The following is a 25,104-nucleotide window of genomic DNA, read 5'->3' on the forward strand; positions in this document are numbered from 1 at the left end:
GGATACGAGGTCGGGTACGTCCGGTATTGATCGGTTGCTTACAGGTACAGTGTTAGCCTATCTTTTATTGTAGAATTGCACATGTTTGTAGTGGAGTCGTCAATGTTTGAAGTGAAAGCAACCCAGCATGTTTTAGCCGTTAATGATGTCGAAATGACCGAGAGATACTTTCTCGACAAGCTTGGCTTTTCTGTACGATTTCGCGTAGAGGGCTGGTCATTTCTTAGCCTTGGCAGCTTTCATGTCATGCTTGGGCACTGCCCAGACGAAGTCCCAGCGCGCGATACACATGAGCATTCGTACTTTGCTTATGTGAACTGTGAGGGCATTGACGACATTTACCGTGATTATATGCAGCGCGGAGCCGAAATTTTTCAAGCCCTGTCCAATAAGCCTTGGGGCATGCGTGAGTTTGGTGTCGCGACACCAGAAGGTCATCGAATTATGTTTGGTGAAGACATAGACTCATTTTGAGTAGAAGAAGACTTTACTGGCGATATATCCATTTCCCTGTTCAACCTGTCACTCGTCGTGTCGGATAGGTAACTGCAAGGTGGTGGGTGATTTCGAATCACGTGTTATCAGGGGAAATACGATGAATAAAGTCGTTATCGTTACTGGCGGTGGTCGAGGAATTGGTGCGGCCACTGCGAAGTTGTTAGCATCAAGAGGGTATGCTGTCTGTGTCAATTACCGCTCAGATGCCAAAAGTGCCGAGGCTGTCGTTGCTGAGATTACGGCGCTTGGTGGTCAAGCGTTTTCGTACCAAGCTGATGTTTCCAAAGAAACTGACGTTGTAGCGTTATTCGATGTAACCGAAAAAACCTATGGCCATGCTACACATTTAGTGAATAACGCAGGCATTTTGTATCCTCAGTCGTGTCTTGCCGACATGGATGTTGAACGATTTAACAAAGTTATGTTATCTAATGTAACGAGCTGTTTTCTTTGCTCACGTGAATTTATCAATCGAAATAAATCGACAGGCGCTATCGTGAATGTATCATCTGTTGCTTCACGGACAGGCTCGCCCTTTGAGTATATTGATTATGCAGCCTCTAAAGGGGCGATGGATTCATTGACCAAAGGGTTGTCCTTGGAAGTTGCCGCTCAGGGTATTCGTGTAAATTCAGTAAGGCCCGGTTTTATTTATACCGATATGCATGCCGATGGCGGTGAGCCCAATCGGGTTGACCGCTTAGCGCCTCAAATACCATTGCAACGTGGTGGTACACCTGATGAAGTGGCAAATGCTATTGCTTGGTTATTATCAGATGAAGCATCCTATGTTACTGGATCCTTCATCGATCTGGCCGGAGGGAAATAGCTGGGGTTACACCAAGCAAACCCACTCCAGAACTTAATAGGGTGTTCTAGCTTTGGAGATACACTAAGTTGGAGATGAAATGTCCGAATATTTTGCTTTAGTGAAATGGGGTCGTGGTAAGGATGAACCCTTCGTCGACAATAAATATAGCCGTGGCCATGTATGGGAGTTTGATGGGGGTGTTACTGTACCTGCTTCATCGTCACCCCATGTAGTGCCTTTACCTTATTCGGTTGAAGCAAATGTTGATCCCGAGGAAGCGTTTATTGCCTCCTTGTCGAGTTGTCATATGCTTTTTTTTCTATCAATTGCAGCCAAAAAAGGCTATGTGGTGGAAAGCTATTCTGATGATGCTAAGGGTATCATGGAAAAAGATGGATCAGGGAAGATATCCATGACCAAGGTTACGCTCCGCCCGAAAGTAGAGTTTTCAGGGGATCGGATTCCCTCAAGAGATGATCTTGAAAAAATCCACCATCTTTCTCATGAACAATGCTTTATTGCTAACTCGGTAAAAACAGAGGTCAGCACAGAAATTATCACTTAACTAATAAGCCATGGTCAGAAGGTGTTTCTAGGGACAATCGACTGCTCACGAACGCTAGACCCATATTAAAAGGAGAGTATTACATGCTTGCAGTTCAGGCTAGAGATATGGCGGCCTATAATCGCTGGATGAACCAGCGGATGTATACCGTGTGTTCAGAGCTTTCTGATACTGAACGTAAAAAAGATACAGGCGCTTTTTTAACGTAGGATTATCAGTTAGGCCAAGAGGTCGTGATGAATATACTTGAAATAGTTGTTCTATTTGCCGTGATGGTAATGTTAGCACTGGTTCCTAGCACTAGTGTGGCCTTAGTTATTGCTCGTTCTTCAACCGCTGGATTTTTAAATGGTGCCGCTGTTTCAGTTGGCATCGTACTCGGAGATCTTATTTTCGTTTTTCTGGCCATTTTCGGAATGACGGCGCTGGCAGAAGTGATGGGTGGTTTTTTCCTGATTCTAAGATATATGGCTGGTGCATATCTAATCTGGTTTGGCATCAGCCTTTTGCGGTCGAAGGCTAGGGCGCAGGTTTCTGTCGGTCACTCAGCCTCGACATTGTCAACAAGTTTTCTGGCAGGTTTAATTCTGACACTTGGCGATGTAAAGGCCATTCTCTTCTACGCAAGTTTGTTTCCTGCTTTTGTTGATTTGACCACACTGAATACTTCAGACGTTATAGTGATTAGCCTTTTAACGGTGTTTGCAGTGGGTGGTGTAAAATTGTTCTATGCCTATTCTGCTAGCAAAATCGTATCCTTACCGGGTGTCCTAAAACGACAGAAAAAGGCGTACCCTGCTATGAAGATCGCATCGGGTGGTGTTCTGGTAGGTGCCGGTGTCTATCTTATAATGAAGACTTAATGTGCGACTTGAGATAGAGACGCATGTAGCACTGGCTTCCAGACACATAATGCTACTGCTCGTATCGCATTCTAAGAGGTTTAAAAGTGATAATTGATGCGGATTTTTCTACACTAACAAGTGACTAACCTTAGGAAATAACCTGTCCTACAGGCAGCTTCATATTTTTATCAAATAGTCCTAACATTGACCTGAGGAATATCGTTTGGCTGTAGGGTGTTCTTGACAACTTTGCGGAAGTGTATCATTATTAGAACACAACTCAGCCCTGTACGCAGAGATTTAGTTCTCTGGCTGTTAGGGTGAAAAAACCGGCCTAGTGTCGGTTTTTTCGCATTCAAGGATTAGAATTTGTGCGAACAGCATTTTTTATCGATGGTTATAACCTTTTCTATGGTCTTTTAGCTGGTACGGGATACAAGTGGCTTGATCTTCCTAGTCTGCTGTCATCTGTTGCACGAATAGAAAATCCAGCATTTGAGCCCATATCTTTTCATTATTTTACCTCGCCAGTACAGCCTAAACTTTCGACACGTGGAATCCAGTCAAAAGAGGCCCAAGATACGTACATCAGAGCGCTCAAAGCAAAGGGGGTTGAGGTAATCCTAGGACGACATCGACTAGATCCAGCTAAAGCTCCACGATTTGTTGATAGAAATACGCCTCCATCTCGTCAGGATCAAGTTGATATATGGAGACTCGAAGAAAAAGAAACGGATGTCAATATTGCTATTAGTATGTACCGAATGGCAGCAAAGCAAACAGTTCTTCCTATTGAAGAACGTATACGTCACATGGTTCTTGTATCAGGTGATACGGATATGCAGCCTGCATTAAAAGCGATCCGTGAAGACTTTCCTGATATGCATATTGGAGTTATTCTCCCTCATCGTGAAAATATTCCGCGTTGTGTTCCAGGGTCGCTCAATAACTACGCACACTGGCTTCGACGTCATATCAAGTTTTCTGAGTTGCAAGATAACCAGTTTCCGACTAGAGTTCCCACAAATAAAAAACCCGCTACAAAACCTGTTTATTGGTAACGACAGGGGCGGTTCGATGGCTCTGCTAATCAAGCGTATGATTGGTGTTCTAATAACAAGATTCGTTATGCTGTTGAGTCTCCAAAAAATAAGAATGAGGACGGTTGCCTACATGGAGCAAAGGAGTCAACACGATAAGCCTAAGCAACTGCTTACCACATTCAGGGCCTGCATCTTATGGAAAAATTAATAGACGCAGCAAAAGTCGCGCTGCAAGAGAGGGATCAGCTACCTTTCTCGGTTTACTCATCCGTCAAGGAGCAGCGGATCGTCAATGTTCCTATCATAAAGCCATTATTAATTTGTGTGCTGAATGGATGTAAAAAGCTTGGGAGTCAGCAGGAAATAACCTGTCCAACAGGCAGCTTCATATTTTTATCAAATAGTCCTAACATTGACTTGAGGAATATCTCTCAAGGCAATGAGTATTTTGCTCTAGTAATTGAATTTGACTATAGTGATTTTGATTGTTTTAGTTACCAAGGACCCAGTACAGAAACCTACTTTCAAGGTCGTATTGATTCAACTTTAGAAAATACTCTGCAGCAGTTTATCGAGTGGTCCACCTTTATGCCATCCAGTTTTTGGGCGCTTCGAAAAAAGGAGATGCTTCAAGTCATTTATCATCTGGGTTATAAGCAGGTAAGTACCATAATAGAACCGCCGAGCCTTAGTCATAAGCTACATAATATTATTAGTGCTCATGTTTCTAGTGATTTGAGTGTGGAAACTCTGACGGAAAAGCTCGCTATGAGTGAATCAACTTTACGCAGAAAACTAAATGCAGAAGGAACCAGTCTTCAGGTCATTAAAGATAGAGTTAAGTTAGGCTATGGTCTTCATTTGGTTCAAACCAGCCTTGATCCAATTGGACGGATTGCAGAGAGATGTGGCTATCAGTCCCAATCGCGTTTTACTGAAAAGTTTAAACACCTTTTTGGGATCACTCCGACAGACCTGCGAAAAACAAAGGTGCACGATTAGGGCGAATAAATGACGGTTTTCGTGCTATTTCGATGAGGGGGGTAGGCAATACTATAAGTGCTCTTACTTCACGAGTTATGGAGACTCTTATGAAACGCAACGAAAACAAACAGGCCATCTGCTTTTTAGCCTTGTTATTGTCAGGTACTGCATTGGCTGATTCATTTACTCTGTCCAGTGCTGATATAACGCACGGCGAGTTTATGAGCAAGGCCCAAGAGTATCAGGGTTTTGGTTGTGAAGGAGGCAATCTATCACCACAGCTTTCTTGGTCTGGTGCACCTGAAGGCACAGAGGCCTTTGCGATTACAGCCTACGATCCAGACGCGCCGACAGGAAGTGGTTGGTGGCATTGGCAAATAATTAATATTCCTAAAAATACGACAGAGTTACCTGCTGGAGCGGGGGATTTGAGTAAAAACCTGTTCCCTGAAGGCAGTGTCCAAATCAGCAACGACTATGGTGTCACTGGCTTCGGCGGCGCGTGCCCTCCACAAGGGCACGGGGTACACCGTTATCAATTTACGATACATGCCTTGTCCACAATGCTCGAACTTCCTGAAAATGCGTCGGGTGCGTTAACGGGTTATATGATCAATGCACATTCTTTGGCCTCAAGCACGATCGAGGCTTTATATAAGCGCGATTAACATTTAATACATCTCGTTAATTTAGCTTTCCTTCTGGGCAATAGTGCTAATCGATTGACATGTCTAGCACTATTCGCCTTGATCGCGTGACACATTTGCATCGAGTGTTTACGCATCTCGGATTCGGCTTGCCCGGTAAGCCCCTAATCCGATGAGTAACATTCCTAATACCGCCGCAAGGCTCAGTGACTCGCCCAATAAAGGAATTGCAGCTAAACCTGTTAAGACTGGTGTGAGAGCACCAATGGCTGAGGTGTTTTCAGCCCCAATGCGGTTGATTGCAAAACCATATGAAAAACCTGCCAGTAAACCTGCCAGAAGAGCCTGTGTGACTAACTGAGTCGCAATTTCTTGTGAGGAAGCGGTGGTAATACCTGTTTCATACCAGCCCATAAGTGCAAGAAACGCGAGCACACCACAGGATAAACAACAGAGTAAACCCGCTGCAGCAAGAGGTGGAAGTCCTGCAACTCGTAAACTAACTGTAAATAAAGCCCAGCAAAAGCTTGCACCCAACAAGAGTAGGTCACCTTTGAGTACTTGCAGGTCGCCTTGATATAACGAGTGACTCATTAACACGGCCACTCCAAGGGCCACCCAACTCAGCCCCCAAAAGCGAGCGGGGTGTAAGGGTTGTTTATAAATTAACACCGCCATTGCCGTGACAAACAAGGGAAAGGTGCCGGGAATCAATAAACCCGCATGAGCTGCAGGTGCGTATTGAAGCCCCGTTGAACTTAGGTAAAAGAAAGGTACACCAGCACCAACCAGCATGCCAAGCAGATACCTGAAACGCGTATTGCGAATCTTTTCACGATGACGCCAAACAAAGGGCAACAAGACCAAGGCTGGCACTAAATAACGCATCACGGCTAAGTCAAACGAGGTGAGTTGTCCCGACGCGGATAAACGCACCGAAATCAACCAGCCTGACCAGATAGACACCGTGACCAGGGCAGCCAATACGCCCATGTAAAAGTCTTTTCCTTGTGTCAGGACGCGATAATCAGCGGAAGGTTTGGATGGAGTTGATGCGCTCATTGAATAACACCTTACTAAAATGAGCCTGTATTATGATGCTAACATGCAGCGCATGTCCTTGCGAATTGATCTATCGAAATTCAGTTTTATGGCATAAAATGCCAATTATTTTTCTATTTTTAATGATAAATGCCATTTTTGAAAACTGAGGCTTTTTTGATGAAACTGGATGGGCTGGATTATCGAATTCTGGATCAGTTACAAGCGAATGGGCGTCTAACGAATGTAGAGCTGTCCGACAAGGTGAATTTATCCCCCTCGCCGTGTTTGCGTCGTGTTAAGCAATTGGAAGAAGAGGGCGTTATTCTAGGGTATCGCGCATCACTTAATCGCGTTGCGCTGGATTTAGGCATGACCGTGTTTGTTGACCTACGTTTAGGCCATCATGGTGATCAAGCCAGTAGCCAGTTTGAAGCGTCTGTACTGGCCATGCCAAACGTGATCAGTTGCTACTTAGTCTCCGGTACCGCAGATTATCGGCTTGAGGTCGTGGTTAAAGATCTACAGCATTACGAGCTTTTGCTTCGACAAATACAAATGCTGCCGTTTGTGAAAGACATTCACAGCAACTTTGTCATACGTGCGGTAAAAGGTGAGTCTCCCTTACCTTTAAATACTCCGACCTGAGCCAGGATGAACCCCGCGTAAGTGTGATGAGCACTTCTCTGTGGAGCCTTGTGTTTGGTCTGAACTCAAGCCGGCAAGGATCTCGCATGCATCTATATTTTTTTCGGTCACACAACGTTGCCTTAAACTCTCTAGCGTGTCTTTGAGCAAGGTAAGTGAGGCGATACGCTCCGTCACATGCGAAATATGTTCATCCAATAATCGGTTGACCTGATCGCAGCGCATGTCAGGCTGATCCTTGTAACGTAAGAGTTGACGGATTTCCGCTAAACTCATATCAAGATTACGACAGTTACGAATAAACAAAGCGCGCTCAAGATGACTGTCTTGATACCAACGGTAATTATTGTCACCTCGATAGGGGGCGGGAAGCAGCCCTTCTTTCTCCCAATAACGCAGAGTTTCTACTGGGCACTCAATCCGTTTAGCAAGTTGACCAATGCTGAGCATATTTTCTCCTCGGGCTTGACCCTGAAGTAACTTTAGGGTTTTTACTATAGTGATAAAACCCAAGGAGATCCAGAAATGTCGAACTGTTGCGGCTCATCAGCCTGTTCTAGTAATCAAACAGCAAGCCATGCGCTTGCGCAAGTCAGCCCCATACCCTATGTCAAACTGTCATTCGCGGGTGGTGCTGCTTTGCTAGCGGAAGTGATTGAATGGACATTGCCGGGATGGGGCTGGATCAGTCTTATGTTGGCGTTGGTGGCGATTGCGTTGTGTGGAACAGAGGTACTCAAGCGAGGTTGGCTGTCGCTCCTTAAACTCGACTTAACCATTAATGCTTTAATGAGCTTAGCGGTCACTTGCGCACTGTTGATTGGCCATTGGGCGGAAGCCGCAATGGTGTTAGTGCTGTTTACCTTGGCTGAGTGGATTGAAGAAAAGTCAGTTGAACGTGCTCGCCATGCGATTCAGAGCGTATTGTCTCTGGCACCGGATACCGCTCGGGTCTTGATGGAGGATGGACACTGGCAGAGCCTTCCGGTGACACAGGTAAAAATTGGTCAGCGTGTACAGGTGCAGCCAGGTGAGAGAATTGGTTTGGATGGCCGCATTTTGAAGGGGCACACGTTTATTAACCAAGCCGCGATCACGGGTGAGAGTCTGGCGGTTGAAAAACAATTGGGCGATTCGGTGTATGCAGGAACCTTGAATGAAACCGAGTTGTTTGAGTTTCAAGTGACAGCTGAGGCGTCGAATACGACGCTGGCACGAATTATTAAGCGTGTAGAGGAGGCGCAAGCGGATAAGGCTCCTACACAACGTCTGGTTGATCAGTTTGCGCGTATCTATACCCCGATTATCTTTTTCATCGCCTTGGCGACGGCGCTCGTACCGCCTGTTTTGTTCGGGGGAGCCTTTTTGGATTGGCTTTACAGAGCACTTGTTTTATTAGTCATTGCCTGTCCTTGTGCGTTGGTTATTTCTACGCCTGTTACGATTGTCAGCGGCCTTGCCAGAGCAGCGCGCTTAGGGATTTTGATTAAAGGCGGGAGTCATTTAGAGGCAGGCAGTCGGCTCAATCGCGTGGCATTTGATAAAACCGGAACCCTGACACAGGGACAGCCAGAGCTAAGATCCTTTAAAAACCTCAGCGGGATGCCAGATGAAGACGTGCTGCGGCTAGCTTCTAGTATCGCTCAGCATTCAAGCCACCCTGTTTCAAAAACGCTGACGTTGGCGCATGTCGGTGAACGCTTGACGGTAGAGTCCCTGATTGCATTGCCAGGCCAAGGTCTTCAAGTGGCACTTAACTCGCATCGATATGGTTTGGGCAATGACCGTCTAGCGCACGCCATGAATGTGCCCCTAGAAGCCTATACTGCCGATGTTGCAAGGATCGAATCCCAAGGTGAATCCTGTGTATTACTAATAGAAGATGCTCGTGTTTTGGGACTGTTTGGAGTCGCTGATCCGTTGAAGCCCAATAGTCAGGAGGCCATTAACGCCTTACATGCGCTGGGTCTGAGTACCCTTATGCTCAGTGGAGACAATCTTAATACGGCGAGGTCTATCGCGCAGGAGGTGGGCATAACCGATGTTCAAGCCAACTTGATGCCAGAGGACAAACTCGAAGCCATTAAAAACATCATGAAGGAAGGGCATCAGGTTGCAATGGTCGGTGATGGCATTAATGACGCCCCTGCATTGGCTCAGGCAAATTTGGGGTTGGCGATGGGCGCGGCAGGAACGGATACGGCCATTGAAACGGCGGATATAGCCCTGATGGATGATGACCCTCGTAAAATCGCCACCTATATTCGTTTGTCGAGATTCTGCATGCGATTGCTCAAGCAAAATATTGCGTTGGCCATTGGGATAAAATGTATCTTCATACTCTTGGCTTTTTTGGGACAGGCGAGCATGTGGATGGCGGTCTTTGCCGATATGGGAGTGAGCTTACTCGTGGTCGCCAATGGCTTACGTGCGTTGAAATTCAAGCAATTGGCGTCGTGATTTAAAAATAATCGTCCAAACGCGCCAAGGTAAAAAACCAATAATAAAAAGCTCAACTAGGTAAGTGAGTTGAATTTCGTAGTTGAGCATCCAATCAAATAAATAGGCGTGAAAGGTTTCCAGGTTAGGCCAAATCATGATAAGGATTAAAATTGAGGCCGCGAAGGGCCAGCGCATAATGTCAAAACGTTGCTGAATATCACCGGAGAGGCCGAGGTACGCGCGAATGAACAGCCAGCCCAAGAGTAGAAGGCATAAAACTGTTGGGAGGATTGATAACACGGCCAAGAAAATACCAGTGGTGAGCATGGTAATGATTTGATTTAAGTAAGTGCTGAGTAGGCTGCCGTATTCAAACCAAGCCGAACTCGCCAGGATTGCTGGAAGTGTTGAATTGAAGCTCAGTAGAGTGTGTTGAGGCACTAGATTGATCAGCAATACCCAAAGTAAACAGCACATGCAAAGCACTAATCCGTGCCAGCGCAGATCCCAAGGGTTTTTGATGGCTAGAGTGTCAGGATAGCGGGTTACTCGCCACAGGTACACAGCAAAGGTGATTAATCCAAGTACGATTGGCCATTTTAAACCAAAATAGCAAAGCGCTAGAAACGTCGGTATGCTGACCAATCCAACGGCCACAAGCGTTATGCCGTCGAGGGCACGAACTAAGCTCTCGAACAGACCCTTCCGAAAGGGTGTTTGGAGAGGCTCCTGTTGTCTTTGCTTAATCTGATCAAATAAAGACGTTTGATCAGTCAGTTCAGAGATGCGTGTTGTGTTTTTTGGGGTTGATGATGCCGAGTCCTGACGGTGTGTAATTTGAGCGTGGGTCGATTTGATCAAAAAACCACCGTAGATAGCCACTCCGATTGAAAACAGCAGAAGATAAACCGACGTGTCAAAACGCATGATCACGAATGGAGTGAGTAGTAAGCTTGCACCAAAAAGGTAGCCAATGGCTGGAAATCGACTTGATAAAACAGGCAATACAATCAGAAGAACAAACAGCCAAACCCAAAGTATCTCAAATGTGAAATAGGCTGTGATGCAAAGTAGCAGTATGGAAGAGGTGGCCGTTTTGACTTCTAATGATGATGCCATGTTCACTCCTTGAATCTCAGTCATGGGCTCTTGTCACTGCGTTAAGGGTTGGATAAGGTGCCGATTCACCCATTCGCATTGACATCAATTAATCTTCGCTAAATTAACCAAAACTTGAGTTGAATTCTATAGATCATTACGCTTAAGTGCTCTTTTTTAATTAACTGATCTACTTGGAGTTGTAAATGGCAGGTTTGCCTAGTGTTAGACGCATGGTGTTGCAGGACTTGGTCTCGGTCGTTGAGATTCAAGCGATGTGTTATACAGAAGTGGTTCTTGAATCTATCGAGTCTTTGGCTTCAAAGTTGGCGGTCTCTCCAGAGACTTGCTTTGTTGCATGTGAGGGAGAGAAGGTTGTTGGCTATCTATTGGCCTTACCCTGGACATCATCAGCCCCACCTGAGTTAAATCGAGTCAATGATCAAGCTTGTAAAGAACCTGATTGTGTTTATTTACACGATTTAGCCGTCAGCCCATATGCGCGTAAAACAGGCGCAGGGCAATTACTGGTGCGGCAGTTTTTAACCACGTCGGAAGAATTTGGATTCTCGCGGGCAACGCTTACAGCGGTTCAAGGCTCTCAGGCCTATTGGCAGCGTTATGGATTTTGTCCAGTGACACCGAGCGATACATTAAAGCGCAAGCTAGCAAGTTACGGTGAAGAGGCCGTCTTTATGAAATACGGTGACTAACCACTGCTCAGGCTCAGCTCTGGGAATGCCGCGATCAGAGTCACCTGCCTGATGCGACATCATGTCACACGTAATGTTCCTGCTTTTCCCATAAAATTTATCGGTATTTAATATCTAATGTAGTTTTTTCTAATCATGAGGGTCTTCTGGACCCTTAGGATTAGAAAAGGCGTTGAAGTGGATATACCACTCTTTGGGAAATAACATGCGTGTGAACATAAAAGAGCTGATTGTAAAACCGACATCCTTATCCTGCGCGATTGCTTGTATTCTATTCAGTCAGACAGGAGGTGCTAATCCAGTGCATGCGGATACCCGATTGGAGGTTACTAAACCTTTACCGCTAAACATGGATGCCGCTATCAGGCAAAGTCCAGCCAACATCGAAATGCTACGATCAATTACCAATGACACCGCCAGTTTACTTAGGGATATTCCGGGTGTGAGCCTATACGGGGCGGGTGGTGTATCGAGTTTACCTTCTATTCGTGGTTTGGCCGATGATCGATTACGAGTCAAAGTGGATGGAATGGATTTGATTGCTGCATGTCCGAATCACATGAATCCACCACTTTCGTATGTTGAGCCAAGCAATATTAGCCTGTTAAAAGTCTACGCTGGGATCACTCCCGTCAGTGTAGGAGGCGATAGTATTGGTGGTACGATTATCGCTGAGCGTGCCGTACCTGAATTTGCATCCTCTGGAGAGGAGTCTAGGGTTAAAGGAGAGCTTGGTGCCTTTTATCGAAGCAATAACAATGCATTAGGCGGAAATCTTAAAGCCAGTTATGCAACTGAACAAATCAACATTCAATACGATGGAGCGTGGAGTCAAGCAGACAACTACAAAGCGGGAGGCGCATTTAAAGACTTCACTGGCACGGATCGTCCAGGCCACACCCTGCGTTTAGATGAGGTCGGTTCGACAGCCTATGAAACGCAGAATCATGCACTCGGTATCGCAATACAAGCCGGTGATAATCTCTTTGACACTCGCTTCAGTTATCAGGAGATGCCAGAACAGCTCTTTCCGAATCAGCGCATGGATTTACTGAAAAACACTCAAAAGCTGGTGAATCTTGGGTGGAGACGTGATTTTAATTGGGGATTAATGGAAGCGCGCGTATACCATGAAAGGGTTGACCATTTTATGGATTTTGGTGCAGATAAGCGTTTTTGGTATGGAACCCTCTCTGGGCCAGGAAACCCTTGTGACCCAATACGTTTCCATGGAGATCCAGCGGGTACCTGTGCAGCCGGAATGCCCATGTATTCGGAAAGTGACAATACAGGCGTTAGTTTAAAAGGCGATATTGAGCTGACAAACACTCGCTTGCTACGAGTTGGGTCTGATCTGCAACGTTACCGTTTGGATGATTATTGGACCGCTTCGGGCGGTGGTATGGGGCCGAATACCTTTCTAAACATCAATAATGGGCAGCGTGATCGAACCGCCGTGTTTGCTGAAGTAGAGCAACAGCACAGTGAACGTTGGAGCAGCCTGTCAGGGATTCGGTATGAGCATGTTCGTATGAATGCTGATGCCGTGCAGGGATATGCAGCAGCGAATATGCCTGGCAATCAGCTAGCAGAATCTACGGCTTTCAACGCACAGTCGCGTAAACAAACCGATCATAATATCGATTTAGCACTGTTGGCACGTTATCGTCACAGTGACACCCTAGACATTGAGTTAGGGCTTGCACGTAAAGTACGCTCGCCTAATGTGTACGAACGCTATACTTGGTCAAGTTGGCCGATGGCGGCAACTATGAACAATTTTGTGGGAGATGGCAACGGCTACATAGGCGATGTGAATCTTAAACCCGAAACGGCGTATACAGTATCCGCAACCTTTGATTGGCATGCTCCTGACCGTCGTTGGAATATCAGTGCGACGCCTTTCTATACCCATGTTGATGATTATATCGATGCCATCAAACGGTCTAGCTGGGGAGCCGATCAATTTAATGTTTTGCAGTTTACCAATCAGTCGGCTCGTTTATACGGTGTTGATTTAGCCATGGGTTTGCCCTTGATGTCTAATGATTGGGGGCAATGGGGGCTTAATACAGTGCTCAATTACACGGATGGTAAGAATCGAGACAGTGGTGACAGCCTTTACAATATCATGCCTTTAAATGCTCGCTTCACTTTACGTCATCAAAAGAATAATTGGGACAATGCTATGGAGTTAATCCTGGTAGATGATAGGCGGAAGGTATCAGGGGTTCGTAATGAGGTAACGACCTCCGGTTATCATTTGGTCAATGTGCGTGCAAGTCACAGTTGGAAGCAAGTGCGTTTGGATTTTGGTGTAGAAAACCTGTTTGACCGCAATTACAGCCTACCGACAGGTGGGGCATACATGGGACAAGGTCGAACAATGGCCATCAATGGTATTCCATGGGGCATAGCCGTTCCAGGGATGGGGCGTTCAGCGTATGTCGGCGTGAAGCTAACATTCTAATCATTCACTCGTAACCTTACCCAGACAAGCGTTGATCTGGGTAAGGTGGGTGGGTGTCTCAAACGTCAGATAAGGCTTTCGAGGGGATCTCCAGAAACTGTAAGGGTTGACCCATGGGTTTCCCCACCAATGCTTCATCGATCATCACGCCTTGCCCATGGATGACCGTGTGAATCGGCCAGCCAGTGACGTCCATGCCATCATAAGGTGTCCATCCGCTATGACTGGCAATCCAGTTATGTTCAATTCTACGCTTAGCCGATAGGTCGACTAGGGTTAGATCGGCATCATAGCCTAAAGCGATGCGTCCTTTTCCGGCAATACCAAAAATGCGCGCAGGGCCTGCGCTGGTTAAATCGACCAAGCGTTGCAGTGTTAGGTGACCGGAATTTACATGATTCAGCATAGTGGGGAGTAGGGTTTGTACTCCTGTCATTCCACTGGGGGATTGTGGGTAGGGTTGCGCTTTTTCGTCTAGGGTATGAGGTGCATGGTCGCTGCCAATGACATCGACAAGTCCGTTGCGAAGGGCTTCCCATAAAGCGTCTTGATGGCGCTTCTCACGCACAGGAGGATTCATCTGTGCCAAACTGCCCAGTTGCTCATAGCATTCGGGTGCACATAGGGTGAGATGGTGGGGTGTCACCTCGACACTGACATAGCGTTTGTGCCTCGCTAAGAAGCGCATTTCCTCTGCTGTTGAAACATGCAACAGGTGCAGCCGACGCCCTGTGTTAGCAGCTAAATTAACAATCCGCTGAGTTGCTTTAAGCGCACTTTCAACATCGCGCCAGATCGTATGATCACGAACGTCCTGACTGGCTTCAACGATTGCTTTTCGCTCACGCAAACGCGCTTCATCCTCTGCATGGACGGCCATGCGTCGATGGCCATTTGCTAAAATACGTCGTAACACTGTGTCATCATCGGTCAGCAAATCGCCGAAAGAACTCCCCATAAACACTTTGATTCCTGCGCATCCAGGTATTTTTTCTAAGGTGTGAAGCTGATCAGCATTCACCGCAGAGCCGCCCATATAAAAGGCATAATTACACCAAGCACGTCCTTTGGCAGCGTCGAGCTTTGCGTGTAAGTCATCTGCCAAAGCGTGAGTGGGTTCGTATTCGGCATTTCGAAAATACCTGTGACTCCACCCAGTACAGCGCCTCGTGTACCTGTTTCCAGATCTTCTTTGTGGGTCAGACCGGGCTCACGAAAATGCACTTGGCTATCGATAACACCGGGGAGTATATGCAACCCTCGCGCATCAAGTTCAGTATCCGCTGTCCAGGTTCCGGCCAGCGCACCGAGTGCCACGATGGTGCCTTCGATACAGGCAATATCAAGTTGTTCAGCCCCACTGGGGGTTATGGCGATGCCGCCTTTGATCAGCAGGTCGGCGTGTTGTTGCGTTAGTCGTTTATCGAGCGTTAATTTTGGTGGCATACGGTGCTCAACCTCCGGTTGATTGAGTGATAAGGGGGCACCTTCAAGCTGGCATCGTCCAGGCCACGGCATCATGAGGGTGAAGGCTTTCTAAATGGCGTACATGAACCTGGGGTTCCGTGTAAGCGAAAAGGGCCGCTTCTATGCGGCGTGCGGCGTCTTCCACGAACATCAGATTTTGGCCATTGAGCGCAGCAAACTCTTGTTCATCGGCTCTCTTGACGGCTGTTTGTACAGGAGTGCCAACAGCGTGTTCAATGCATTCTATGAGTTTTAAAGCGCCCAGCATCTCAGCATCAGAGGGTAAACTAACCGTCACTTCGGCTTCACTTCGCTGACTGTGAGGCGTAGCAAGACTGGCAAATTGCTGAAGCCAAGATGCTACGACTGATGGCTCTACTTGAGCGGTACGGCCAAATTCCTGAAGGAAGGCGTTTGCTATAAGTTGGCGTGATAATGCTGCAGAGCAAGGGCAGGTCGATGAGTAGTCAACCCTTACTCTAAGCTGGCAGTGAAAGGTTCCATCGATCAACTCAGCATCGATACGTAGAGGGTAAGACTTCCATCCGGATAGGCCTTGTGTAACCAGTGCGGGTCGGCGCACTAGGAGATCAACGTTCAGACGCAATCTAGCGCTCTGGGTGTGGCAATCGTGATGGCTATCGATCATTGCTTCAAGCAGTTCGTGTAAACGAGCGGGTGAAAGCGCCATCCCATGACTGAGCTTGTCCAGTAATTGATAGAGTCTGGACATATGAATGCCCTTTATGTGGGGTGTCGGTAAGTTAACCTGTACGTCGGCACGTGCATGAAGCTCTCGCCGATAACCGACTTCCTCAAGAGTGACAGGAATATCAATGGATTGCATACCCACCCACTGCAAAGGGCGTAACGTGGGTGCTATGTCGGTTAATGAAACATCAGGAAGTGGCGCATTCATCTAGGGTGTCCCGTTTAGGCATTTAACTGATCGCTAAGTTATCGTATGTCTTCATTTTTGTCTTGTTGCTAATGATAATGCATTATCATTAATGAATTGACAAGAATTATGTATAGCTGTCAGTATTCTGTTGCTGTGTGCTTGCTTGGTATTTTGGTCAGTAGCTTTGAAAATAAATGAGTGAAAATCTATGGAACGAAAAACGCGTCAATATGAAGCCATCCTTGACGTGATTGCGACAGCCGGGCGTCCGTTGCTCGCCCAGGAAGTTCTGGACTTAGCAACGTGTCATGTGCCCAGTCTGTCACTTGCGACGGTATACCGAAATCTCAAAGCCCTTCAGAGCGAAGGCCGGATTAAGAGTGTGGTGCTGCCGGGCCAGAATCCACGCTACGAGCTTGAAGTGCACACACATCATCATTATTTTCAGTGTAGACAATGTGAGCGTGTGTTTGATGTTGATGCATGTCCCGGTAATTTACAGATGATGGCACCCTCAGGGTTTAGGGTGGAAGATCACGAAATTATTTTATATGGGTGTTGCAAAGAGTGTGGGGATGGTCGTTGAGCGTTGTGATTTTAGCCCACCTAGACTTCAAGTGGGCTAAATTGAATACCTTACGCGATAATATGCGCGCCTGCGTCCACATAAATCGTTTGACCTGTCATCCCTGATGACCCTTTGGCGCAGAGAAAAGCCGTTAGGGCTCCGACTTCATCAATCGTCACCGTCCGACCCAGAGGTGCTTTGTGCGCGTCTGCCTCAAGTAGATGACTAAAGTTGCTGATACCGGAAGCCGCTCGAGTCATTATCGGGCCCGGTGAAACTGCGAAAACACGAATTCCCTTAGGCCCTAGATCGTATGCCATATAACGCACTGAAGATTCGAGCGCCGCTTTCACAATCCCCATCACGCCATAATCATGTACCACTCGCTCTGCTCCTAAATAGGACATCGTAATCAAAGCGCCGCCGTGTGCCATCAGTGGCTCAAGGGCTTTGCCCATCCGCAGAAAACTGTGACACGAAATGTTCATGGCTAAATTAAAGCCATCCTCGGAGGAATCAATCACACGACCGTGTAAATCATCGGCTTTGCAAAAGGCCATGGAGTGGATAGCAAAATCAATCTCGCCAAAAGCGTCCCGACATTTAGCCACTACCGTCTCTAAACTTTCTGGCTCGGTTACATCCAGTTTTAGAAAATCTGTGGCTCCCAGTGCTGCCGCAAGGGGTCTAGTATACTGCGCTGTTTTTTCATTTTGATACGTGATAATAATTTCACCACCTAGTTCGACAATCGCCTTGGCGACGGCATAGGCGATTGACTTATCATTGGCAATGCCCGTAATCAGTCCTTTTTTGCCTGCTAGCGAAAGAAAGGGAGGCGTTACATAGCTGTTCATATTTATTCCTGAGAGTAGGGTCATATAAAAATTCGTCAATATGCATACATTAGCGGAGGAATATGACGTTCAGATGGCGTTGTGATGGCATTCGCGGTTTCATTCAGTAGGGCCAGAGGCACTTCCTTCGGTCGCTTACTGAGGCTTACTTAGCGAGGTTATTAACCGCTGCCAAGTCGAGTAGCTCCTTGCGAGTTGACTTGGGGCACTACCTCGACACTATGGATTTTTATCGAATGCAATTAAGCGACGATGTTTGTTACTGACTCTGATTCGGCGGCAGCTGGGACAGGGGCTAAAGGTTGAGTGTGATCAGGCAGTTCAAGTCGTTAGTTCATACCCTGCGCACTGTCAATTATGTGGTCATGAGCCAGTGACCTGTTTAGGTGAGTGTGTTGCTAAACAGCAGAAATGTGGCTATAAAGTTCATTAAAGCCACAAAGTAAATAAGCTTTAAGGGATTGAGATCGAGTAGCACGATAGTGCTGGTTCGAATGAAAGGCGCTAACGCCACGGAACCTCCACCGATCATAAAAAGCATTAAGTGCTGAGCGGCGTTCAACAGGTAGTTATAGATGTGGCTGAGTCGCTGTATAACCGTTTATTTGTTATGTGTTGCACTAGACTTCAGTTCGAGTTAACCATATGAGAGTATATTATTTTACAAGTAGTCGTTGGGGGCTTAGCAATTTAAAAAATAAACATATAAAAGTGTCGAGAATTAATAACTTAAATGACCCTTTTGATTGTTTTGTCCGTATATTGAACGGCTGGCGTGATGATTTTACATATTTAAGAGAGCAATGGAACGAAGAACTGGGTATGATATGCTTCAGTAGAGATTATAGAAACCCAGTACAATGGTCACATTATGCAGACAGACATCAAGGTATAGCTCTCGGATTTGATGTGGATGATAAGATTCTAAATGATGTCGAGTATAGAGAAGAGCCTTATATTGTTTTTTTTTTCAAGCCATGGAGGAACTGATGATGAATGGCGAAAAGTAAAGTTTGCAAGGTGCTGCAAGTTCATAGATTGGAGTTATGAAAAGGAAAGTAGAGTGTTCTTTGATCTAAATAGCCTTGATGAGAATAATGATTTACACTTTAAAAATTTTGACAGCACTATCGAGTTAAAAGAAATTATCCTCGGTATAAGCTGTGGAGTTACAGACAAAGAAATTATAGAAGCAGCGCGTGATTTTAACGGTGTTGAAATTAGAAGAGCAGCAATTTCTGAAGATTCTTATGAGGTTCATAAGGCAATATTTATTGATAACTTGTGAATATTCACATAACAACACATCCTGAGGTGGACAACAGCGATGATTTACGTTGAAGGCGCATAGTTTAAGAGCGGTGAATTGCGCTTTTTCAGGCTTTCAAGGTAGGTGCTCTCATTGTAAGCGTTTTTGTTTGCCAGCAGCGGAAAGCGATTCTGATACACTTAAATGCCAGTGCTCGAATCGCCATATTATGTGATTTAGCACGGCTAATTTGTTGGTAATAGTAGGCCCTCGCCCAAAATGAAAAGCGTACGCTTTGGCCAGCCCATTCAACAAAGGTCTGTTGTGTGAATTTTGGGCAGCTATAACGCCAGTAGTCCATGATTTCTTACTGCCCTGTGCTCGCAATTTGCCGCAGCTGCAGACGTTCAGGCTGTAGAAAAACCTCTCCATCTATGCCTTGATAAGACTTTCAGGAAACGGAGGTTCTGGGATGGCAAAGTTCAAGCATTCTGACTACAACCAGATGTTGATAGTGGATTGAGCGGATAAGGCGGTGGAAATCAGAATGCCCTTGCTATTAAATGAGGCTCTGCAAGCCAATTGCCGAAGGTCTGCATAAGTTAAAGCCATCAAGGCAGGATAAAGAACTGATTGTTGATTAAAGTCAGCAATTGAAAATGAACAATATACAGCGATCTCTGGTAGAAAAACGTGTCGAGATTAGGTTTTTCTACAGGCTCGTTAGCTGTAAAAAGGACTATCTAATGGAATCTCTGTCAAAACTGATTACAGCGTTGTCTTCTTTAGCGTGGCCAGCGATATTCGGCTTTTTTCTGTACAAGTTTCATAAGCCAATCAAAACGCTTATCGAATCTGCCCGAGGGCGGAAATTCACGATCAAAGTTGCCGGTAACGAGTTAACGATGGAGGAAGCGTCTGAGCAACAGAGGAAAATCGTCAATGATGTGCAATCGCGATTGGCGGCAATCGAAAAACACTTGGAGAGAAAGGAGGAAATATCACTAAACACTGAGCACAGCCTGTTGCCAGAAGTAAGCGCATTTTGTGGGTTGATGATACGCCTAAGAACAATAGCTACCTTGTAGCATCGTTGCAAGAAATGGGGCATATCGTAGATATCGCGCTCGATACCGAAGAGGGCATTAGAAAATTCGAAGAAAGTCCATACGATATTGTCATCTCAGATATGGATAGGCCTGAAGATAAGAAAGCTGGTATCACGTTGGCTAGGACTATTCAAACAATACGAAGTGACGTCCCATATTTCATTTTCTGCGGTGGATGGGCGGCAAAAAATTTGCGTGAGGAATCCTTGTCGGCGGGTGTTACCGAGATCACGTCATCTGGGACAACCTTGCTTAGCCGCCTTCCTCTGGAAAATGGTAGCTAACAAGTCAATTAACTTCGCGCCTTCGGTGCCGGACGCTGAAAAGTTGCGCCGGTTATTGAGGCGTGTGTGTCGGGCATGACACGTAACTAGAGAGGTGAAAGTCCTCTTGCCTGATGTTCGCAGAGCCGAAGGCTAGGAAAAGGGCAAGGGTGTTGCCGCGAGGCAGGTGCTGACGGATGCCCAATCCAAAATGACGGGATGATGTACACGAACCAGATCTGAGGTGTGATACAGCTGGGGCGAGCGGGCACGTGACCGCAAAGCCTTCCATCTGCGATTAGGCTGTATTTCATAAATCTGGCATCTACGTCAGGAAAGCTACGTGTCTTACCCTGAGAGATCTGCATGATGTTGAAGGAACAGCTGACAAAGGGGCAACTGTGCGTGATCCGTATGCGCAGTGGTGTGGGAGGAGAGGCGCCGTGAGGCGTCTCCCTATCCAGATTGCATCAAAAAATCAGTTGACCGGGTGTGATCCATTGGATTATAGTTTGTGTTATGCAAACTATCGTAGAGCTACCAGAATTTCAAAAGCGAGTTTCGAGCTTGCTCAAAGAAGATGAAAGGGCGAGTATCATAAATTACTTAGCTACGCACCCGCAATCAGGCGATCTTATGCAAGGCACTGGTGGTATTAGGAAGTTACGGTGGTCTGCACAAGGAAGAGGTAAAAGCGGTGGTGTTCGGGTGATTTATTATTATCACAATGGTGCTATACCTCTTTTTCTTCTTACCGTTTTTGGTAAAGGTGAAAAGGCAAACCTCAGTAAAGCTGAGCGCAATGACCTCGCTAAATTCACAAGTTTACTTCTGCAAAATTATGGTGGTTCAAATGACTAGCGCATTCTCAAGTATTAAGCAGGGCCTCCAAGAGGCCATTGATTATTCTGGTGGTAAAGTAAAAAGTGCGATTGTACATGAGTTCAGTCCACTAGATGTAAAGCAAGTTCGAGCTCAAGTAGGTATGTCGCAAAGCGAGTTTGCTTCAGCTTTCGGTATAAGTGTCAGTACTCTTCGTCACTGGGAAAGAGGGGATCGTAAACCTCAAGGACCAGCTTTAGTTCTTCTAAATGTAGTTTCTAAAGAACCGGAAACTGTGCTCAGAGCCTTGGCATCATAAAAATGCTAACCAACAGCTCCACCGGACAAACTTTAGCCGTCATCTTTTATGTACAAAGATGAATAAAAGCCGCCACCCAAAGTTTGCGCGGTGAGCTGAGCGTTGAGACTGTCGGATTAGCCCCATAGCCCTTGGCTTATGTGACAGATGAAGGCTAATCCGTTAACTAAACCTTACCTCAGAGGTGGCAAGGGATGGCGCGGTATAAACACTACGATTACAACCAAACCAAGATGATACCTCTGCGGTTTTCGGATTAGATCGAACCTAGTACGTTTGAATACTATTTGAATCATGTCGTGGATAATGATTTAGATTTCAGCGTGTTTGAATCTCGCTATCGAAATGACGGCAACGGCGCACCAGCCTATGATCCGGCCATTCTGCTGAAGGTTGTGTTATTTTCTTGTTTCAGGGTAAATAAATATTAGAATAAATGACGGGCTGTTGATGCTGGGGATTTTGATTTCAAAATGTCTAATCCGACAGGCTCGTTAGCTTCCTAAAGGCGAGCAATAAACTAGCTTAAACTTGCCCTAATATCTGAAATGGTGATAAATAGCTTATTTTCTGCATCTTGAAACGCTTTAAAACCATAGCGCTCATAGAAGTGTTTAGCACCATCTTTTGCGTCAACAATAACGACTGGAAATGCCACACTATCACTAGCTGCCAGTAGTTTTCGTAGAGCATCGATAAGTAACCATTCGCCAAATCCTTTACCTTTATAGCGTTCATCGATAGCTAAGCGAGCAATGAGTCCGCCAGAAGTTGATGACTGATACTTTTTCTGTAACTTATCGGGCAATGCTTTTAGGTCAATGGGTGTCATTGTTAAAGTATAAAAGCCGATGATAAGTGATGTGTTTTTTTCATCCTCTAAAACAAATGTTCGAGTATTGTCTTTTTTAGCTTGCTGACTAGCCATGACTTTCAAATAGTTATTAAGCGCATCAATTCCGCAGTTGAATCGGCTTCTATCGTGTTTATCTTTATCGAGCAATACCGTTTTCATCATTGGGTTTTGGTCTCATAGCGTTTGGCGGCAGTTTTAAGCTTTTCATTTAATGTTGTTGGTTTATCGAGAGCTTCCATAAGTAATATGGCATCTGCTTGGCTTAATTTTAGTGTTTGCTCATGTTCAATCACTTGTTTTGCTTTTTCGATTGCGGCATTCAATACAAATGAGTTAATACTAGACATGCCGGTGAGAGCAGCAGCTTTGGTTAATAAGTTTTGTGTATCGACATCAACTCTCGCAGTGATACGAGGTAAAGTGGTAGCCATAATGTAATCTCCTTTGTGTCAAACTGTCACATCTTCATTGTGGTGCTTAAATATACAAAAAGCAATCATTGTGTCACTTTGGCACGCATGCGAGCAAACAATTCAAGCAGAGCCTCAACGAAATGACGACAACGGCGCACCAGCCTATGATCCGGCAATTCTGCTGAAGGTCGTGTTATTCGCTTGTTTCAGGGTGAATAAAGATTATAGTAAAGGGCGTGCTGTTTGCTGGAGTTTTTAATTTCAAAATGTCTAATCCCACAGGCTCCTTAGCATTAAAAGGAAGGTTCTATGCAATTGATTGGAATGCTTGATTCACCCTACGTAAGGCGAGTTGCTATTTCTTTAGAGTGCTTGGGTGTTCCGTTTGAACACAAAGCGGTATCGGTTTTCAGTACATTTGAAGAGTTCCAAAGCATTAATCCTGTCGTTAAAGCACCGTCACTCATATGCGATGACGGAGAGGTTTTAATGGACTCCTCGCTCATCCTGCAGTTTATCGAGGCAACCAAAAGCCAAGGAGTCTCGCTATGGTCTCAGAGTGCGGCGACAATGCAGCATGAGATGCGTGCGGTCAGTCTTGCGTTGGCTGCTTGTGAAAAGACTATACAAATAGTGTATGAGCGCAACTTACGACCTGCGTCAGCACAGTTCGAGCCTTGGATGGAGCGCGTGCGATGCCAGCTATTAGCCGCCTACGAGAGCTTGGAGCAGGAAGTGGTATTACAGAGGCCGATCTTTGAGGTCTCACGGAGTCAGGCAAGCATTACGTCTGCAGTGGCTTGGCAGTTTACTCAGTCTATGCTTGCAACACTGGTACCCGCTGAGAATTTTCCAGCGTTGGTTGCCCTATCTGCTCGCATGGAGAATGAGCCAGAGTTTATAAAGTACCCGCCTGTAGGTCCCGGTGTTTGAGCAAACGGTGCAAACAGTGGCATCATTTTGCGTCTGATGTGTCACTGCAACGTAAATAAAGGAGCAGACCATGAAAGGTAAAACAGTGGATGCGTTATTAGAGGATATTCATGTTCTAGGTGTTGAACAATACGCGCTTGTAGAACAGGTGCGTGCGCTGGTCAGTGAGCTTTTTGCACCCATCTCCGAGGAGGTGAAGTACGGTGGTATTTTATTCTCGTCGGATGTTCAATTTTGCGGTGTGTTTGCCTACAAAAAGCATGTATCGGTTGAATTTGTGTCGGGTGCAAAAATTCATGACTCGCTTGGGCATCTAGAAGGCACAGGAAAAGGACGCAGACACATCAAGCTTTATGTGTTGCAGGATATTCAAGATAAACAGCTCGCACACTACCTTCAACTAGCGTTGGACGCTGCAAAACATGACATCTAAGACCTCGCTTCCCATTTTTTGGCGTGATCCGCGCATGCCTTACGTTGAACTGCGCAAGGTGGAGGACGGTCGTCAGGTCAATTATGCGCTGCACAGTCATACACAGTGGTCGCTTGGTGCCATTACAGCTGGTAAAAGCACCTATCGCTATCGTGAGGATCTCTACATTGCGCGTTACTTAGATGAGCAGGTCACAGAAGAGATTTCGCTAGATACCTTATGCAAACGTTTTAGTTATAGCTCGGGCTACCTTATTCGTGCTTTTAGTCAGCACTTTGGTATGACTCCCCATGCGTATTTGCTCAATCGCCGCATTCAGCTAGGTAGAACGCAACTGAAAACGGGGAAGGCCATTGCCGACGTGGCTCAAAATGTTGGCTTTGCGGATCAGCCGCATTTTCAGCGTGTCTTTAAACGCCACATGCTGCCACGCCGAATCAATATAGACGGACCTTAATCAATCAGTAGATAAATGCAGCTGAGCGCCAGGAGTAATGCGAGCGTACGGTTAATCAACATAAGCAGGCGAGGGTTTTCTACGTGTTTGCGTAAAAACACACCTGCATAGACCCAAGCGCTTAAGGATAGCCAACAAATGGGTAGGTAGAGCAACCCGAAGATGACAACCTGTTGTGGATCATTGGCGGTTGTATACGCACCTATCCCTGCGGCAGAAGCTAACCAAGCTTTTGGATTTAGCCATTGCATAAGGGCGCCTGTCATAAATCCGGGGGTGGGGTGGGTTGATTTCTCGGTCACGACGCCCTTGTCACTTGCCAGTTTGAAACTCATAAAAAGTAAAAATGCCACACCCAACCAACGTAGCAGAATTTCAATAAATGGAAACACGGTGAGCACGGAGTAAAGCCCAAATCCCACAGCATAAAACAGAGCAATAAAGCCAAGCGTTGCTCCGGTGACAAACACAAGACCTGTGCGAATCGGAAAGCGCGTTCCGCAGCTTAAACAGACAAGATTGACAGGTCCCGGTGAGATGGATGCTGCTAAAGCAAAAGCAGACATAGTGAACAGCATTGAAAGGGTCATGGTTTCCTCCATTGAGTTGAGCAATGAAGGATAGAGAAGGGCGTGGGTGAGGTATTGAACAA

General features: G+C 46.0%; 33 protein-coding genes. 23 read left to right on the forward strand and 10 right to left on the reverse strand.

Features of this window, described 5'->3' with window-relative positions; translation table 11 throughout:
• The first annotated feature begins 102 nt into the window (after window positions 1-102).
• The 8 genes from D791_RS08070 to D791_RS08100 all read left to right on the forward strand — a co-directional run bounded on the left by D791_RS08070 (window position 103) and on the right by D791_RS08100 (window position 5,414).
• Complete coding sequence (locus D791_RS08070; protein WP_036510051.1) at window positions 103-474, forward strand: VOC family protein; 372 nt, start codon at window positions 103-105, stop codon at window positions 472-474.
• 121 nt (window positions 475-595) lie between these two features.
• Window positions 596-1,327: an SDR family oxidoreductase gene (locus tag D791_RS08075; protein WP_036510054.1), complete on the forward strand. Its 732-nt coding sequence runs from the start codon at window positions 596-598 to the stop codon at window positions 1,325-1,327.
• 79 nt (window positions 1,328-1,406) lie between these two features.
• Window positions 1,407-1,874 (forward strand): OsmC family protein, encoded by a 468-nt coding sequence (locus D791_RS08080; RefSeq protein WP_036510057.1) that lies wholly within the window; start codon window positions 1,407-1,409, stop codon window positions 1,872-1,874.
• An 83-nt stretch (window positions 1,875-1,957) separates the two neighbouring features.
• Window positions 1,958-2,083 carry a hypothetical protein gene (locus D791_RS21395; protein WP_272944820.1) on the forward strand — a complete coding sequence of 42 codons (126 nt, stop codon included), beginning with the start codon at window positions 1,958-1,960 and terminating at the stop codon, window positions 2,081-2,083.
• 27 nt (window positions 2,084-2,110) lie between these two features.
• Entirely contained in the window at window positions 2,111-2,737 is a 627-nt protein-coding gene (locus D791_RS08085; RefSeq protein WP_036510058.1) for a LysE family translocator, read from the forward strand.
• Between the two features lie 353 nt (window positions 2,738-3,090).
• The gene (locus tag D791_RS08090) at window positions 3,091-3,780 is read left to right on the forward strand and encodes an NYN domain-containing protein (RefSeq protein ID WP_036510060.1); all 690 of its coding nucleotides are present in this window, start codon (window positions 3,091-3,093) and stop codon (window positions 3,778-3,780) included.
• A gap of 177 nt (window positions 3,781-3,957) precedes the next feature.
• Window positions 3,958-4,764 (forward strand): helix-turn-helix transcriptional regulator, encoded by an 807-nt coding sequence (locus D791_RS08095; RefSeq protein WP_036510063.1) that lies wholly within the window; start codon window positions 3,958-3,960, stop codon window positions 4,762-4,764.
• 89 nt (window positions 4,765-4,853) lie between these two features.
• A complete protein-coding gene (locus tag D791_RS08100; protein WP_036510065.1) occupies window positions 4,854-5,414 on the forward strand; it encodes a YbhB/YbcL family Raf kinase inhibitor-like protein in 561 nt (186 codons plus the stop codon).
• Between the two features lie 108 nt (window positions 5,415-5,522).
• Here the strand turns inward: D791_RS08100 and D791_RS08105 are convergent, their stop codons facing one another.
• Window positions 5,523-6,455, reverse strand: coding sequence for a DMT family transporter (locus D791_RS08105; RefSeq protein WP_051514343.1), 933 nt, complete (start codon window positions 6,453-6,455; stop codon window positions 5,523-5,525).
• Between the two features lie 159 nt (window positions 6,456-6,614).
• Here D791_RS08105 and D791_RS08110 point away from each other — a divergent pair, with 159 nt between their 5' ends.
• The gene (locus tag D791_RS08110) at window positions 6,615-7,082 is read left to right on the forward strand and encodes an Lrp/AsnC family transcriptional regulator (RefSeq protein WP_089503617.1); all 468 of its coding nucleotides are present in this window, start codon (window positions 6,615-6,617) and stop codon (window positions 7,080-7,082) included.
• Here D791_RS08110 and cadR read toward each other — a convergent pair.
• The gene (cadR, locus tag D791_RS08115; protein ID WP_036510070.1) at window positions 7,065-7,532 is read right to left on the reverse strand and encodes a Cd(II)/Pb(II)-responsive transcriptional regulator; all 468 of its coding nucleotides are present in this window, start codon (window positions 7,530-7,532) and stop codon (window positions 7,065-7,067) included. The two genes, D791_RS08110 and cadR, sit on opposite strands and share 18 nt — an antisense overlap.
• Window positions 7,533-7,607: 75 nt before the next feature.
• On the opposite strand from cadR, the gene D791_RS08120 reads away from it, so the two are divergent.
• The gene (locus D791_RS08120) at window positions 7,608-9,542 is read left to right on the forward strand and encodes a heavy metal translocating P-type ATPase (RefSeq protein WP_051514344.1); all 1,935 of its coding nucleotides are present in this window, start codon (window positions 7,608-7,610) and stop codon (window positions 9,540-9,542) included.
• On the opposite strand, the gene D791_RS08125 is transcribed toward D791_RS08120, so the two are convergent.
• A complete protein-coding gene (locus tag D791_RS08125) occupies window positions 9,507-10,643 on the reverse strand; it encodes a hypothetical protein (protein ID WP_036510073.1) in 1,137 nt (378 codons plus the stop codon). The two genes, D791_RS08120 and D791_RS08125, sit on opposite strands and share 36 nt — an antisense overlap.
• A gap of 185 nt (window positions 10,644-10,828) precedes the next feature.
• Between D791_RS08125 and D791_RS08130 the strand changes: the two genes are divergently transcribed.
• Both D791_RS08130 and D791_RS08135 read left to right on the forward strand, forming a co-directional pair.
• Complete coding sequence (locus D791_RS08130) at window positions 10,829-11,335, forward strand: GNAT family N-acetyltransferase (RefSeq protein WP_081763782.1); 507 nt, start codon at window positions 10,829-10,831, stop codon at window positions 11,333-11,335.
• Between the two features lie 205 nt (window positions 11,336-11,540).
• Complete coding sequence (locus D791_RS08135) at window positions 11,541-13,805, forward strand: TonB-dependent receptor (protein WP_036510075.1); 2,265 nt, start codon at window positions 11,541-11,543, stop codon at window positions 13,803-13,805.
• Window positions 13,806-13,863: 58 nt separating this feature from the next.
• Here the strand turns inward: D791_RS08135 and D791_RS08140 are convergent, their stop codons facing one another.
• From D791_RS08140 to folE2, 3 genes are read right to left on the reverse strand one after another with little or no spacing between them, the layout of a single operon-like run.
• On the reverse strand, window positions 13,864-14,910 hold the full coding sequence (locus D791_RS08140) for a dihydroorotase (protein ID WP_237748567.1): 1,047 nt from the start codon (window positions 14,908-14,910) through the stop codon (window positions 13,864-13,866).
• Window positions 14,823-15,326: a dihydroorotase gene (locus tag D791_RS20830; protein WP_237748568.1), complete on the reverse strand. Its 504-nt coding sequence runs from the start codon at window positions 15,324-15,326 to the stop codon at window positions 14,823-14,825. The genes D791_RS08140 and D791_RS20830 overlap by 88 nt, the downstream gene beginning before the upstream one ends.
• The gene (gene folE2 / locus D791_RS08145; protein ID WP_036510078.1) at window positions 15,295-16,191 is read right to left on the reverse strand and encodes a GTP cyclohydrolase FolE2; all 897 of its coding nucleotides are present in this window, start codon (window positions 16,189-16,191) and stop codon (window positions 15,295-15,297) included. Before folE2 ends, D791_RS20830 begins: the two co-directional genes overlap by 32 nt.
• A gap of 190 nt (window positions 16,192-16,381) precedes the next feature.
• Between folE2 and D791_RS08150 the strand changes: the two genes are divergently transcribed.
• A complete protein-coding gene (locus D791_RS08150) occupies window positions 16,382-16,759 on the forward strand; it encodes a Fur family transcriptional regulator (RefSeq protein ID WP_036510081.1) in 378 nt (125 codons plus the stop codon).
• Window positions 16,760-16,809: 50 nt separating this feature from the next.
• On the opposite strand, the gene fabI is transcribed toward D791_RS08150, so the two are convergent.
• On the reverse strand, window positions 16,810-17,598 hold the full coding sequence (gene fabI / locus D791_RS08155; RefSeq protein WP_036510084.1) for an enoyl-ACP reductase FabI: 789 nt from the start codon (window positions 17,596-17,598) through the stop codon (window positions 16,810-16,812).
• An 822-nt stretch (window positions 17,599-18,420) separates the two neighbouring features.
• On the opposite strand from fabI, the gene D791_RS22015 reads away from it, so the two are divergent.
• The 7 genes from D791_RS22015 to D791_RS22190 all read left to right on the forward strand — a co-directional run bounded on the left by D791_RS22015 (window position 18,421) and on the right by D791_RS22190 (window position 21,791).
• Window positions 18,421-18,588, forward strand: a complete 168-nt coding sequence (locus tag D791_RS22015; protein ID WP_420329342.1) for a DUF2971 domain-containing protein — start codon at window positions 18,421-18,423, stop codon at window positions 18,586-18,588.
• A 73-nt stretch (window positions 18,589-18,661) separates the two neighbouring features.
• A complete protein-coding gene (locus tag D791_RS20010; protein WP_157682283.1) occupies window positions 18,662-18,886 on the forward strand; it encodes a hypothetical protein in 225 nt (74 codons plus the stop codon).
• A gap of 707 nt (window positions 18,887-19,593) precedes the next feature.
• The gene (locus tag D791_RS20330; RefSeq protein ID WP_202806835.1) at window positions 19,594-19,935 is read left to right on the forward strand and encodes a hypothetical protein; all 342 of its coding nucleotides are present in this window, start codon (window positions 19,594-19,596) and stop codon (window positions 19,933-19,935) included.
• Window positions 19,893-20,240, forward strand: coding sequence for a response regulator transcription factor (locus tag D791_RS20335; RefSeq protein ID WP_202806836.1), 348 nt, complete (start codon window positions 19,893-19,895; stop codon window positions 20,238-20,240). Before D791_RS20330 ends, D791_RS20335 begins: the two co-directional genes overlap by 43 nt.
• Before the next feature lie 498 nt (window positions 20,241-20,738).
• Window positions 20,739-21,080 carry a type II toxin-antitoxin system RelE/ParE family toxin gene (locus tag D791_RS08170; protein WP_036510089.1) on the forward strand — a complete coding sequence of 114 codons (342 nt, stop codon included), beginning with the start codon at window positions 20,739-20,741 and terminating at the stop codon, window positions 21,078-21,080.
• A complete protein-coding gene (gene nadS, locus D791_RS08175; RefSeq protein ID WP_036510093.1) occupies window positions 21,073-21,360 on the forward strand; it encodes a NadS family protein in 288 nt (95 codons plus the stop codon). Before D791_RS08170 ends, nadS begins: the two co-directional genes overlap by 8 nt.
• A 260-nt stretch (window positions 21,361-21,620) precedes the next feature.
• Entirely contained in the window at window positions 21,621-21,791 is a 171-nt protein-coding gene (locus tag D791_RS22190) for a transposase (RefSeq protein ID WP_475095953.1), read from the forward strand.
• A gap of 89 nt (window positions 21,792-21,880) precedes the next feature.
• On the opposite strand, the gene D791_RS08180 is transcribed toward D791_RS22190, so the two are convergent.
• Window positions 21,881-22,378 carry a GNAT family N-acetyltransferase gene (locus D791_RS08180; protein ID WP_036510096.1) on the reverse strand — a complete coding sequence of 166 codons (498 nt, stop codon included), beginning with the start codon at window positions 22,376-22,378 and terminating at the stop codon, window positions 21,881-21,883.
• Window positions 22,375-22,647: a type II toxin-antitoxin system TacA family antitoxin gene (locus tag D791_RS08185; protein ID WP_036510097.1), complete on the reverse strand. Its 273-nt coding sequence runs from the start codon at window positions 22,645-22,647 to the stop codon at window positions 22,375-22,377. Before D791_RS08185 ends, D791_RS08180 begins: the two co-directional genes overlap by 4 nt.
• A 291-nt stretch (window positions 22,648-22,938) precedes the next feature.
• Between D791_RS08185 and D791_RS08190 the strand changes: the two genes are divergently transcribed.
• The 3 genes from D791_RS08190 (at window position 22,939) to D791_RS08200 (ending at window position 24,452) form a co-directional block, all read left to right on the forward strand.
• A complete protein-coding gene (locus D791_RS08190; protein ID WP_036510100.1) occupies window positions 22,939-23,562 on the forward strand; it encodes a glutathione S-transferase in 624 nt (207 codons plus the stop codon).
• Between the two features lie 70 nt (window positions 23,563-23,632).
• Entirely contained in the window at window positions 23,633-23,995 is a 363-nt protein-coding gene (locus tag D791_RS08195; protein ID WP_036510103.1) for a DUF1801 domain-containing protein, read from the forward strand.
• The gene (locus D791_RS08200) at window positions 23,985-24,452 is read left to right on the forward strand and encodes a helix-turn-helix domain-containing protein (protein ID WP_036510105.1); all 468 of its coding nucleotides are present in this window, start codon (window positions 23,985-23,987) and stop codon (window positions 24,450-24,452) included. The genes D791_RS08195 and D791_RS08200 overlap by 11 nt, the downstream gene beginning before the upstream one ends.
• On the opposite strand, the gene D791_RS08205 is transcribed toward D791_RS08200, so the two are convergent.
• Entirely contained in the window at window positions 24,449-25,042 is a 594-nt protein-coding gene (locus tag D791_RS08205) for a LysE family translocator (protein ID WP_036510108.1), read from the reverse strand. The genes D791_RS08200 and D791_RS08205 overlap by 4 nt on opposite strands.
• Between the last annotated feature and the right edge of the window lie 62 nt (window positions 25,043-25,104).

Source organism: Nitrincola nitratireducens (genome assembly GCF_000585235.1).
Classification (GTDB): Bacteria; Pseudomonadota; Gammaproteobacteria; order Pseudomonadales; family Balneatricaceae; genus Nitrincola; species Nitrincola alkalisediminis.

Excerpts from the sequence above, each read along its gene's own strand:
- D791_RS08070 (WP_036510051.1), top strand. The coding sequence starts at position 103 with ATGTTTGAAGTGAAAGCAACCCAGCATGTTTTAGCCGTTAATGATGTC.
- D791_RS08075 (WP_036510054.1), top strand. The coding sequence starts at position 596 with ATGAATAAAGTCGTTATCGTTACTGGCGGTGGTCGAGGAATTGGTGCG.
- D791_RS08080 (WP_036510057.1), top strand. The coding sequence starts at position 1,407 with ATGTCCGAATATTTTGCTTTAGTGAAATGGGGTCGTGGTAAGGATGAA.
- D791_RS21395 (WP_272944820.1), top strand. The coding sequence starts at position 1,958 with ATGCTTGCAGTTCAGGCTAGAGATATGGCGGCCTATAATCGCTGGATG.
- D791_RS08085 (WP_036510058.1), top strand. The coding sequence starts at position 2,111 with ATGAATATACTTGAAATAGTTGTTCTATTTGCCGTGATGGTAATGTTA.
- D791_RS08095 (WP_036510063.1), top strand. The coding sequence starts at position 3,958 with ATGGAAAAATTAATAGACGCAGCAAAAGTCGCGCTGCAAGAGAGGGAT.
- D791_RS08100 (WP_036510065.1), top strand. The coding sequence starts at position 4,854 with ATGAAACGCAACGAAAACAAACAGGCCATCTGCTTTTTAGCCTTGTTA.
- D791_RS08105 (WP_051514343.1), bottom strand. The coding sequence starts at position 6,455 with ATGAGCGCATCAACTCCATCCAAACCTTCCGCTGATTATCGCGTCCTG.
- D791_RS08110 (WP_089503617.1), top strand. The coding sequence starts at position 6,615 with ATGAAACTGGATGGGCTGGATTATCGAATTCTGGATCAGTTACAAGCG.
- cadR (WP_036510070.1), bottom strand. The coding sequence starts at position 7,532 with ATGCTCAGCATTGGTCAACTTGCTAAACGGATTGAGTGCCCAGTAGAA.
- D791_RS08120 (WP_051514344.1), top strand. The coding sequence starts at position 7,608 with ATGTCGAACTGTTGCGGCTCATCAGCCTGTTCTAGTAATCAAACAGCA.
- D791_RS08125 (WP_036510073.1), bottom strand. The coding sequence starts at position 10,643 with ATGGCATCATCATTAGAAGTCAAAACGGCCACCTCTTCCATACTGCTA.
- D791_RS08130 (WP_081763782.1), top strand. The coding sequence starts at position 10,829 with ATGGCAGGTTTGCCTAGTGTTAGACGCATGGTGTTGCAGGACTTGGTC.
- D791_RS08135 (WP_036510075.1), top strand. The coding sequence starts at position 11,541 with ATGCGTGTGAACATAAAAGAGCTGATTGTAAAACCGACATCCTTATCC.
- D791_RS20830 (WP_237748568.1), bottom strand. The coding sequence starts at position 15,326 with ATGATGCCGTGGCCTGGACGATGCCAGCTTGAAGGTGCCCCCTTATCA.
- folE2 (WP_036510078.1), bottom strand. The coding sequence starts at position 16,191 with ATGAATGCGCCACTTCCTGATGTTTCATTAACCGACATAGCACCCACG.
- D791_RS08150 (WP_036510081.1), top strand. The coding sequence starts at position 16,382 with ATGGAACGAAAAACGCGTCAATATGAAGCCATCCTTGACGTGATTGCG.
- fabI (WP_036510084.1), bottom strand. The coding sequence starts at position 17,598 with ATGAACAGCTATGTAACGCCTCCCTTTCTTTCGCTAGCAGGCAAAAAA.
- D791_RS22015 (WP_420329342.1), top strand. The coding sequence starts at position 18,421 with ATGATATGCTTCAGTAGAGATTATAGAAACCCAGTACAATGGTCACAT.
- D791_RS20330 (WP_202806835.1), top strand. The coding sequence starts at position 19,594 with ATGGAATCTCTGTCAAAACTGATTACAGCGTTGTCTTCTTTAGCGTGG.
- D791_RS08170 (WP_036510089.1), top strand. The coding sequence starts at position 20,739 with ATGCAAACTATCGTAGAGCTACCAGAATTTCAAAAGCGAGTTTCGAGC.
- nadS (WP_036510093.1), top strand. The coding sequence starts at position 21,073 with ATGACTAGCGCATTCTCAAGTATTAAGCAGGGCCTCCAAGAGGCCATT.
- D791_RS08180 (WP_036510096.1), bottom strand. The coding sequence starts at position 22,378 with ATGATGAAAACGGTATTGCTCGATAAAGATAAACACGATAGAAGCCGA.
- D791_RS08185 (WP_036510097.1), bottom strand. The coding sequence starts at position 22,647 with ATGGCTACCACTTTACCTCGTATCACTGCGAGAGTTGATGTCGATACA.
- D791_RS08190 (WP_036510100.1), top strand. The coding sequence starts at position 22,939 with ATGCAATTGATTGGAATGCTTGATTCACCCTACGTAAGGCGAGTTGCT.
- D791_RS08195 (WP_036510103.1), top strand. The coding sequence starts at position 23,633 with ATGAAAGGTAAAACAGTGGATGCGTTATTAGAGGATATTCATGTTCTA.
- D791_RS08200 (WP_036510105.1), top strand. The coding sequence starts at position 23,985 with ATGACATCTAAGACCTCGCTTCCCATTTTTTGGCGTGATCCGCGCATG.
- D791_RS08205 (WP_036510108.1), bottom strand. The coding sequence starts at position 25,042 with ATGACCCTTTCAATGCTGTTCACTATGTCTGCTTTTGCTTTAGCAGCA.